Below are 9,580 nucleotides of genomic sequence, written 5' to 3'. Positions count from 1 at the left end.
ACGGATAACAATGACTGAACTTCTCGGTTCCTACGTTCCGATCGCGATTTTCATTGGAATCGCACTGGTGATCGGTGTGGCGCTTCTGATTGCTCCCTTCGCCGTCGCCTTCAAGGCTCCTGATTCGGAAAAGCTGTCGGCCTACGAGTGCGGCTTCAATGCGTTCGACGACGCCCGCATGAAGTTCGACATCCGCTTCTATCTCGTGTCGATCCTCTTCATCATCTTCGACCTCGAAGTTGCCTTCCTCTTCCCCTGGGCGGTCTCGTTCCATGAACTGGGCTGGTTCGGTTTCTGGTCGATGATGGTCTTCCTCGGCGTGCTGACGATCGGCTTTATCTATGAATGGAAGAAGGGAGCGCTGGAATGGAACTAGCATCCGGCACCACGCTCGTTGCGCCGAAGGCCAAGGGGATCATTGATCCCTCGACCGGCAAGCCGATTGGCAGCAATGACGCATTCTTCGGCGAGATCAACAACGAGCTCGCCGACAAGGGTTTTCTGGTCACCTCGACCGACGAACTGATCAACTGGGCTCGCACCGGCTCGCTGATGTGGATGACGTTCGGTCTCGCCTGCTGCGCGGTCGAGATGATGCAGATGTCGATGCCACGTTACGACGCCGAGCGCTTCGGTTTTGCGCCGCGCGCCTCACCGCGCCAGTCCGACGTCATGATCGTCGCCGGCACGCTGACCAACAAGATGGCGCCCGCGCTCCGCAAGGTCTATGACCAGATGCCGGAGCCGCGTTACGTCATCTCGATGGGCTCCTGCGCCAACGGCGGTGGTTACTACCATTATTCCTATTCGGTTGTTCGCGGCTGTGACCGCGTCGTTCCCGTCGACATCTATGTGCCAGGCTGTCCTCCCACGGCAGAAGCGCTGCTTTACGGCGTGCTTCTGCTGCAGAAGAAGATCCGCCGGACCGGCACGATTGAACGCTAAGGGCAGGGGGTCTTTGATATGAGTGAAGCCCTGAACGAGCTTGCGTCCTACCTGCGCGAAACGCGCGGTGCGCTGATTTCCGATGCGTCGCTGAATTTCGGCGAGCTGACGTTGACGACGACGTCAGCCAACCTCATCGCGCTGCTGACGTTCCTACGCGACGACGTGCAATGCGCCTTCGTCAACTTCGTTGACGTCTGCGGCGTCGACTGGCCGCAGCGTCCGGACCGTTTCGATGTCGTCTATCACCTTCTGTCGCCGCGCCAGAACCTGCGCGTGCGCGTCAAGGTCGCAACCGGCGAGAACGAGCCGGTACCGTCGGCAACCCCGGTCTACCCGGGCGCCGACTGGTTCGAGCGCGAAGCCTACGACATGTACGGCATCCTGTTCACCGGTCACCCGGACCTGCGCCGCATTCTGACGGACTACGGTTTCGAAGGATATCCGTTGCGCAAGGACTTTCCGGTCACCGGTTTCGTCGAAGTGCGTTATGACGACCAGGCAAAGCGTGTCGTTTACGAACCCGTCGAACTGAAGCAGGAATTCCGCAACTTCGACTTCCTCTCTCCCTGGGAAGGCACCGATTACGTGCTGCCCGGCGACGAGAAGGCGAAAGCACGGTAAGACTTTAGTGGCCCGCAGCCGCCGCCCCGAGTGGCTGCTGTCCGGCCTGGAGCAATCGGTATGACCGAACATAACGTCCGCAACTTCAACATCAACTTCGGCCCGCAGCATCCGGCGGCGCACGGCGTTCTTCGCCTGGTGCTCGAGCTTGATGGCGAAATCGTCGAGCGCGTCGACCCGCATATCGGCCTGCTGCATCGCGGCACCGAGAAGCTGATCGAGACCAAGACCTACCTGCAGGCCGTGCCCTATTTCGACCGCCTCGACTACGTGGCGCCGATGAACCAGGAGCATGCCTTCGCGCTTGCCGTCGAAAAGCTGACGGGCACCGAGGTGCCGATCCGCGGCCAGCTCATCCGTGTTCTCTACTCCGAAATCGGCCGCATCCTGTCGCACCTCCTGAACGTGACCACGCAGGCCATGGACGTCGGCGCGCTGACGCCGCCGCTCTGGGGCTTCGAAGAGCGCGAAAAGCTGATGGTGTTCTATGAGCGTGCCTGCGGCGCGCGCATGCACTCGGCCTATTTCCGTCCGGGCGGCGTCCACCAGGACCTGCCGCACGAACTCGTCGAAGATATCGGCAAGTGGATCGATCCGTTCCTGAAGACCGTCGACGACATCGACGAGCTTCTGACGGGCAACCGCATCTTCAAGCAGCGCAACGTCGATATCGGCGTCGTGAAGCTCGATGACGCCTGGGCCTGGGGCTTCTCGGGCGTGATGGTGCGTGGTTCGGGTGCTGCCTGGGACCTGCGTCGTTCACAGCCCTACGAGTGCTACTCGGATATGGAGTTCGATATCCCGATCGGCAAGAACGGCGACTGCTTCGACCGCTACCTGATCCGCATGATCGAGATGCGCCAGTCGGCGCGCATCATGCGCCAGTGCGTTGATCGCCTGCTCGGCGACGCCAAGGTCGGTCCTGTTTCGTCGCTCGACGGCAAGATCGTTCCGCCGAAGCGCGGCGAGATGAAGCGTTCGATGGAAGCGCTCATCCACCACTTCAAGCTCTACACCGAAGGCTACCACGTGCCGGCCGGCGATGTTTACGCCGCCGTCGAAGCGCCGAAGGGCGAGTTCGGCGTCTATCTCGTCTCCGACGGCACCAACAAGCCCTATCGCTGCAAGATCCGTGCGCCGGGTTACGCGCACCTCCAGGCGATGGATTTCCTCTGTCGGGGACACCAGCTTGCCGACGTTTCGGCCGTGCTGGGCTCCCTCGATATCGTGTTCGGTGAGGTGGATCGCTGATGCGTCTCGCGCCCCTGGCCACGCTCGCCGTTCTGGCGCTCGCGTCGACCGCTTCCGCACAGGAAGGGGTCGACAGTGGCGCATCGGCGGGCATGCGCGGGGGCTCGATGGCCGATCTCGTTGCCAAGGGCTACGAGATCAAGGCCGCGGTCGCCAATGGCACGCGCTACATCGTATTTTTGCAGAAAGACCAGTCAGCCTATGCCTGCGAATTTGTCTCCGTGACGAAATCGCGGTGCGGTTCGATTAACTGATAAGGTGTCCACTAGAATGTCCGTTCGTCGACTAGCCGAAGACACCGTCCAGCCGCCAAGCTTTGCCTTCAGCAAGGACAACGCCGCCTGGGCGAAGGAAACGATCAAGAAATACCCCAAGGGCCGCGAGCAGTCCGCCGTCATCCCGTTGTTGATGCGCGCTCAGGACCAGGACGGCTGGGTTACGAAAGCCGCCATCGAGTCGATCGCCGACATGCTTGGCATGCCCTATATCCGTGCGCTCGAAGTCGCGACCTTCTACACCCAGTTCCAGCTGAAGCCCGTCGGTACGCGCGCGCACATTCAGGTGTGCGGCACGACGCCCTGCATGCTGCGCGGCGCGGAGGACCTGATCAAGGTCTGCAAGAAGAAGATCGCCCACGATCCCTTCACGCTCAACGAGGGCGGCACGCTCTCGTGGGAAGAAGTCGAATGTCAGGGCGCCTGCGTCAACGCGCCGATGGTCATGATCTTCAAGGACACGTTTGAAGACCTGACGCCCGAGCAGCTCGAGCAGATCATCGACCGTTTCGAAGCAGGCAAGGGCGCCGAAGTCACACCGGGTCCGCAGATCGACCGCATTTACTCGGCGCCGGAAGGCGGTCCGACAACCCTGGCGCTCGCCGATGTGGCTCCGGTCAAGTCCACGACCGCCGCAAAGAAGGCGAGCGCGGAGCCGGCCGTATCCGTTCCGCCGTCGAATGCCGCCCGTCCGAAGACCGCTGCGACCGAGACCAATGCGTCTCTGAAGACGCCGGTGACGGCGAAGGCCGAAGCTGCCGCCAATGCCAAGGTCGAAGGCGAAACAGCCGACAAGTCGAAGCCTGCGAAGGCGGCCGCCGTCTCCGGCAAGCCGTCGCTCGAGGACAAGAACCGTCCGGCAGGCATCGAAAAGCCGGCAGCAGCCGATGACCTCAAGCTGATCTCGGGCGTCGGTCCGAAGATCGAGGTTACGCTCAACGAACTGGGCATCTACACCTACGCGCAAGTTGCTTCGTGGAAGAAGGCGGAGCGCGAATGGGTCGACGGATACCTGAATTTCAAAGGCCGCATCGAGCGCGACGACTGGGTCAAGCAGGCCAAGGCGCTCGCCAAGGGCGGCGAAGCCGAATACATCAACGTCTTCGGCAAGAAGCCGCGGTAAAGAGGTGAATTATGCTCAGAGATGAAGATCGCATCTTTACCAACATCTACGGCCTCAAGGACAAGTCCCTGAAGGGCGCCATGGCGCGCGGCCACTGGGACGGCACCAAGCAGCTGCTCGAAAAGGGCCGCGACTGGATCGTCAACGAAGTGAAGGCCTCCGGTCTTCGCGGCCGTGGTGGCGCCGGCTTCCCGACGGGCCTCAAGTGGTCCTTCATGCCGAAGGAAAGCGACGGCCGTCCGCACTACCTCGTTGTCAACGCCGACGAGTCAGAGCCCGGCACCTGCAAGGACCGTGACATCATGCGTCACGATCCGCACACGCTGATCGAAGGCTGCGTCGTCGCCAGCTTCGCCATGGGCGCACATGTCGCCTACATCTACGTGCGCGGCGAGTTCGTGCGCGAGCGCGAGGCGCTGCAGGCGGCAATCGACGAATGCTACGCTTACGGCCTGCTCGGCAAGAACAACAAGCTCGGCTACGACATCGACATCTACGTGCACCACGGCGCCGGCGCCTATATCTGTGGCGAAGAAACCGCGCTGCTCGAAAGCCTCGAAGGCAAGAAGGGCCAGCCGCGCCTGAAGCCGCCGTTCCCGGCCAATATGGGTCTCTACGGCTGCCCGACGACGGTCAACAACGTCGAGTCGATCGCGGTTACGCCGACCATCCTGCGCCGCGGCGCCGGCTGGTACACGAGCTTTGGCCGTCCGAACAACCACGGCACCAAGCTCTATTCGGTGTCCGGCCACGTCAATCGCCCGTGCACGGTCGAAGACGCGATGTCGATCCCGTTCCATGAACTGATCGAGAAGCACTGTGGCGGCATTCGCGGCGGCTGGGACAACCTGCTCGCCGTCATCCCCGGCGGTTCGTCCGTTCCCTGCGTGCCCGGCGCGCAGATGAAGGACGCGATCATGGATTTCGACGGCCTGCGCGAGGTCGGCTCCAGCCTTGGAACCGCCGCCGTCATCGTCATGGACCGGTCGACCGACATCATCAAGGCGATCTGGCGTCTTTCGGCCTTCTACAAGCACGAAAGCTGCGGTCAGTGCACGCCGTGCCGAGAAGGCACCGGCTGGATGATGCGCGTGATGGAGCGCATGGTTCAGGGTCGCGCCCAGAAACGCGAAATCGACATGCTGTTCGATGTCACCAAGCAGGTGGAAGGCCACACGATCTGCGCGCTCGGCGACGCAGCCGCCTGGCCGATCCAGGGCCTGATCAAGCATTTCCGTCCGGAGATGGAAGCGCGCATCGACGAATACACCCGCAATGCCTCGTCGCATGGCGCGGTGCTGGAAGCGGCGGAGTAACGGACATGGCCGGCGCACGCGGGGAGGGACAGATGAAGGGACAGGCCGAGGCAGGCATTCCATTCGCACGTCCGCTCGGCGGCGATCCGGCTGACCCGTTCGGCATGGGCGAATGGATGAAGGCTCTGCCGCAGGTGTCGCTGCACCCGCTGATGGTTCATCCGGCCGCTGCCGTTGCTGCCGCAACTGCAATCGGCTTCGGTCTTACCAGCCATTTCGCCGGCGCCATGCTCGGCGCAATGCAGGGTGCGGTCGAGGCTGCCCAGAAGCGGGCGCAGCCTGATGCTTCTGCTTCGGACGCCACCGTCGCAACGACGACGCAGGCCGAAGCAGAGTTGAAGCCGGTCGCCAAGCCGTCTGCGCCTGCCAAGCGAGCAGCCGCCAAGCCGGTGGTTGAAAAGGTTACTGCTGAAAAGGTGGTCAAGGCCCGCACGCTGCGCGCCAAGGCGAAGGCCGCCGACGACCTTAAGCGGATTTCCGGTATCGGCCCGAAACTCGAGCAGGTGCTGAACGCGAAGGGCATCAGCGCCTATGCCGATATCGCCGGCTGGAGCGAGGCGGACGTCGCGCGCTTCGACGATGAGCTCGGCTTCGGTGGCCGGATCAAGCGGGACGATTGGGTTGGACAGGCCAGGGCGCTGAAAAGCGCGTGAGACAATAGGGGTGGAGATCTGATCGGTCGTCACCCGCAAGCAGCAAGGCTGTGTTGGAATTGTTCGTCACCGATCGGTCGACGGACGGAAGACAGGATTGAGTACGAATATGGCAAAGCTGAAAGTCGACGGAAAAGAGATCGAGGTACCGGATCATTTCACGCTGCTTCAGGCGTGCGAAGAGGCCGGAGCCGAAGTTCCGCGCTTCTGTTTCCATGAGCGGCTTTCGGTCGCCGGCAACTGCCGCATGTGTCTGGTCGAAGTGAAGGGAGGGCCTCCCAAGCCCGCCGCGTCCTGCGCCATGGGCGTGCGCGACCTTCGTCCGGGCCCGAACGGCGAAGCGCCGGAAGTCTTCACGACCACGCCGATGGTCAAGAAGGCCCGCGAAGGCGTGATGGAATTCCTGCTGATCAACCATCCGCTCGACTGCCCGATCTGTGACCAGGGCGGCGAATGCGACCTGCAGGACCAGGCGATGGCCTTCGGTATCGACAGTTCGCGCTACCAGGAAAACAAGCGCGCCGTCGAAGACAAGTATATCGGCCCGCTGGTCAGCACCGTGATGAACCGCTGCATTCACTGCACGCGTTGCGTCCGCTTCACCACGGAAGTCGCCGGCATTGCCGAACTCGGCCTGATCGGCCGCGGCGAAGACGCCGAAATCACCACCTATCTCGAGCAGGCAATGACGTCCGAACTGCAGGGCAACGTCGTTGACCTCTGCCCGGTCGGCGCGCTGACCTCCAAGCCGTTTGCCTTCACCGCCCGTCCGTGGGAACTGAACAAGACCGAATCCATCGATGTGATGGATGCCGTCGGTTCGGCGATCCGCGTCGATACCCGCGGTCGCGAAGTCATGCGCATCATGCCGCGCGTCAACGAGGAGATCAACGAAGAGTGGATATCCGACAAGAGCCGCTTCATCTGGGACGGCTTGAAGACGCAGCGCCTCGATCGTCCTTACGTCAAGAAGGACGGCCGCCTGCAGCCGGCAACCTGGGGCGAAGCTTTCCAGGCGGTCAAGGCTGCCGTTGCCAACACCTCCGGCGATAAGGTCGGCGCGATTGCTGGCGATCTCTCTTCGGTCGAGGAAATGTACGCGCTGAAGCAGCTGATGGCAGCGCTCGGCTCGGAAAACATCGACTGCCGCCAGGACGGTGCAGCGCTCGATCCGTCGCTCGGCCGCGCCAGCTATATCTTCAACCCGACGATTTCGGGCATTGAAAGCGCCGACGCGCTGCTGATCATCGGCTCCAACCCGCGCTTCGAGGCGTCCGTTCTCAACGCCCGCATCCGCAAGCGCTACCGGATGGGCAACTTCCCGATCGCCGTGATCGGCGAGCCGGGCGAACTGCGTTACGAATATGAATATCTCGGCGCTGGCACCGAAACGCTTGCTGAACTCGTGTCCGGCAAGGGCAAGTTCGCAGCAACCTTGAAGAAGGCGCAGCGCCCGATGATCATCATCGGCCAGGGCGCCGTTGCAGGGGAGGGCGGTCAGGCCGTTCTCGCCGCTGCCGCCAAGCTCGCAGGCGCCGTTGGTGCTGTCACCGCCGAGTGGAACGGCTTTGCCGTCCTGCACACGGCAGCGTCCCGCGTCGGTGGTCTCGACATCGGCTTCGTCCCGGGTGCGAATGGCAAGACGGCAGCCGACATGGTTTCCGGCTCTGACGTTCTCGTCCTGCTTGGCGCTGACGAGATCGATTTTTCGGCGCGCAAGTCGGGTTTCACCGTCTATATCGGCTCGCACGGCGACAACGGCGCGCATGCCGCCGACGTCATCCTGCCGGGTGCGACCTACACCGAAAAGTCCGGCACCTGGGTCAACACCGAAGGCCGTGTCCAGATCGGCAATCGCGCCGGCTTCGCACCGGGCGACGCCCGCGAGGACTGGGCGATCATCCGCGCGCTTTCCGATGTTCTCGGCAAGAAGCTGCCCTTTGATTCGCTTGGCGAATTGCGTGCCAAGCTCTATGCAGCCCACCCGCATTTCGCCGACGTCGACGCGATCGCAGTCGGCAACGGCGACGAAATTGCCGCACTTGGTCAAAAAGCCGGTGAGATGGTCAAATCCGTGTTTGCGTCTCCGGTCAAAGACTTCTATTTGACGAACCCGATAGCGCGCGCATCCGCCGTCATGGCCGAATGCTCGGCATTGGCACGCAACAATTTCAAAGCTGCGGCGGAATGAGCGCGAGGGAATAGAGTATCATGGACGCTTTCGTTTCGACCTATGTCTGGCCCGCGATCATCATGGTCGCCCAGTCGCTGCTGCTCCTGGTCGCGCTGCTGCTTTTCATCGCCTACATTCTGCTCGCCGACCGCAAGATCTGGGCTGCCGTCCAGCTGCGCCGTGGTCCGAATGTGGTTGGCCCCTGGGGTCTTTTCCAGTCCTTCGCCGACCTTTTGAAGTTCGTCTTCAAGGAGCCGGTCATTCCGGCCGGCGCCAACAAGGCGATCTTCCTGCTCGCCCCGCTCGTTTCCGTTACGCTGGCGCTCGCCGCCTGGGCGGTGATCCCGCTCAACGCCGGATGGGTGATCGCCAACATCAACGTCGGCATCCTCTTCGTCTTCGCCATATCTTCTCTTGAAGTTTATGGCATCATCATGGGCGGCTGGGCGTCGAACTCGAAATATCCGTTCCTCGGCGCACTTCGCTCGGCGGCACAGATGGTTTCCTACGAAGTCTCGATCGGCTTCGTCATCGTCACCGTTCTTCTGTGTGTCGGCTCGCTGAACCTGACGGACATCGTCAACGCGCAGTCGACCGGCATCGGCACCAACCTCGGCCTGCCGGCATCCTTCCTCGACTGGCATTGGCTCGCGCTGTTCCCGATGTTCATCGTGTTCTTCATTTCGGCGCTTGCCGAAACGAACCGCCCGCCCTTCGATCTTCCGGAAGCGGAATCCGAACTCGTCGCCGGCTTCATGGTCGAGTACGGCTCGACGCCCTACATGATGTTCATGCTCGGCGAATACGCCGCCATCTGCCTGATGTGCGCGCTGACGACGATCCTGTTCCTCGGTGGCTGGCTGCCTCCGGTCGACGTGTGGTTCCTGAACTGGGTACCGGGCATCATCTGGTTCATGCTGAAGGCATCGTTCGTGTTCTTCATGTTCGCGATGGTGAAGGCTTTCGTGCCGCGCTATCGCTACGACCAGCTGATGCGCCTCGGCTGGAAGGTCTTCCTGCCGATCTCTCTCGCAATGGTCGTGATCACTGCATTCGTTCTCAAGCTGACGGGAGCCGCATGATGATGGCTCACGCTTGGCAGCATACCGCCGGCCGCTCCCAGGCCGGCAACTCTGGAGGTAAATGATGGCCGGTCTTTCGCAAGCCGTCAGCTCGCTGTTCCTCAAGGAATTCGTCGGCGCGTTCTTTCTGTCGATGCG

The 9,580-nt window shown here is 62.2% G+C and carries 10 protein-coding genes and 1 pseudogene; all 11 read left to right on the top strand.

Annotation, left to right across the window (positions count from 1 at the left end; genetic code table 11):
* Positions 1-10 precede the first annotated feature (10 nt).
* Positions 11-376 carry an NADH-quinone oxidoreductase subunit A gene (locus VGO12_RS10535; protein ID WP_034803593.1) on the top strand — a complete coding sequence of 122 codons (366 nt, stop codon included), beginning with the start codon at positions 11-13 and terminating at the stop codon, positions 374-376.
* Complete coding sequence (locus VGO12_RS10530) at positions 367-945, top strand: NuoB/complex I 20 kDa subunit family protein (RefSeq protein ID WP_104665718.1); 579 nt, start codon at positions 367-369, stop codon at positions 943-945. Before VGO12_RS10535 ends, VGO12_RS10530 begins: the two co-directional genes overlap by 10 nt.
* A gap of 18 nt (positions 946-963) precedes the next feature.
* On the top strand, positions 964-1,569 hold the full coding sequence (locus VGO12_RS10525) for an NADH-quinone oxidoreductase subunit C (protein ID WP_327512696.1): 606 nt from the start codon (positions 964-966) through the stop codon (positions 1,567-1,569).
* A 60-nt stretch (positions 1,570-1,629) separates the two neighbouring features.
* Entirely contained in the window at positions 1,630-2,820 is a 1,191-nt protein-coding gene (locus tag VGO12_RS10520; protein ID WP_043626155.1) for an NADH-quinone oxidoreductase subunit D, read from the top strand.
* Positions 2,820-3,074, top strand: coding sequence for a hypothetical protein (locus tag VGO12_RS10515; protein WP_327512695.1), 255 nt, complete (start codon positions 2,820-2,822; stop codon positions 3,072-3,074). Before VGO12_RS10520 ends, VGO12_RS10515 begins: the two co-directional genes overlap by 1 nt.
* Before the next feature lie 16 nt (positions 3,075-3,090).
* Positions 3,091-4,218, top strand: coding sequence for an NADH-quinone oxidoreductase subunit E (locus VGO12_RS10510; RefSeq protein ID WP_327512694.1), 1,128 nt, complete (start codon positions 3,091-3,093; stop codon positions 4,216-4,218).
* A gap of 11 nt (positions 4,219-4,229) precedes the next feature.
* Entirely contained in the window at positions 4,230-5,534 is a 1,305-nt protein-coding gene (nuoF, locus tag VGO12_RS10505) for an NADH-quinone oxidoreductase subunit NuoF (protein ID WP_192447274.1), read from the top strand.
* Positions 5,535-5,539: 5 nt separating this feature from the next.
* The gene (locus tag VGO12_RS10500) at positions 5,540-6,187 is read left to right on the top strand and encodes a helix-hairpin-helix domain-containing protein (RefSeq protein ID WP_327512693.1); all 648 of its coding nucleotides are present in this window, start codon (positions 5,540-5,542) and stop codon (positions 6,185-6,187) included.
* 109 nt (positions 6,188-6,296) lie between these two features.
* Positions 6,297-8,378 (top strand): NADH-quinone oxidoreductase subunit NuoG, encoded by a 2,082-nt coding sequence (gene nuoG / locus VGO12_RS10495; protein WP_327512692.1) that lies wholly within the window; start codon positions 6,297-6,299, stop codon positions 8,376-8,378.
* 20 nt (positions 8,379-8,398) lie between these two features.
* A complete protein-coding gene (gene nuoH, locus VGO12_RS10490; RefSeq protein ID WP_327512691.1) occupies positions 8,399-9,442 on the top strand; it encodes an NADH-quinone oxidoreductase subunit NuoH in 1,044 nt (347 codons plus the stop codon).
* Positions 9,443-9,506: 64 nt separating this feature from the next.
* Positions 9,507-9,580 (top strand): annotated as a pseudogene (locus tag VGO12_RS10485) (NADH-quinone oxidoreductase subunit I); the annotation flags it as partial.

The organism is Ensifer sp. (assembly GCF_035999135.1).
Lineage (GTDB): Bacteria > Pseudomonadota > Alphaproteobacteria > Rhizobiales > Rhizobiaceae > Ensifer.
Note: the sequence above shows the minus strand (reverse complement) of the source record. Positions and strands in the feature narration are given on the sequence as shown.

Bases quoted from the DNA above. Each gene is read 5' to 3' on its own strand.
- VGO12_RS10500 (WP_327512693.1), top strand. From the start codon at position 5,540: ATGGCCGGCGCACGCGGGGAGGGACAGATGAAGGGACAGGCCGAGGCA.
- VGO12_RS10530 (WP_104665718.1), top strand. From the start codon at position 367: ATGGAACTAGCATCCGGCACCACGCTCGTTGCGCCGAAGGCCAAGGGG.
- nuoH (WP_327512691.1), top strand. From the start codon at position 8,399: ATGGACGCTTTCGTTTCGACCTATGTCTGGCCCGCGATCATCATGGTC.
- VGO12_RS10535 (WP_034803593.1), top strand. From the start codon at position 11: ATGACTGAACTTCTCGGTTCCTACGTTCCGATCGCGATTTTCATTGGA.
- VGO12_RS10510 (WP_327512694.1), top strand. From the start codon at position 3,091: ATGTCCGTTCGTCGACTAGCCGAAGACACCGTCCAGCCGCCAAGCTTT.
- nuoG (WP_327512692.1), top strand. From the start codon at position 6,297: ATGGCAAAGCTGAAAGTCGACGGAAAAGAGATCGAGGTACCGGATCAT.
- VGO12_RS10520 (WP_043626155.1), top strand. From the start codon at position 1,630: ATGACCGAACATAACGTCCGCAACTTCAACATCAACTTCGGCCCGCAG.
- nuoF (WP_192447274.1), top strand. From the start codon at position 4,230: ATGCTCAGAGATGAAGATCGCATCTTTACCAACATCTACGGCCTCAAG.
- VGO12_RS10525 (WP_327512696.1), top strand. From the start codon at position 964: ATGAGTGAAGCCCTGAACGAGCTTGCGTCCTACCTGCGCGAAACGCGC.
- VGO12_RS10515 (WP_327512695.1), top strand. From the start codon at position 2,820: ATGCGTCTCGCGCCCCTGGCCACGCTCGCCGTTCTGGCGCTCGCGTCG.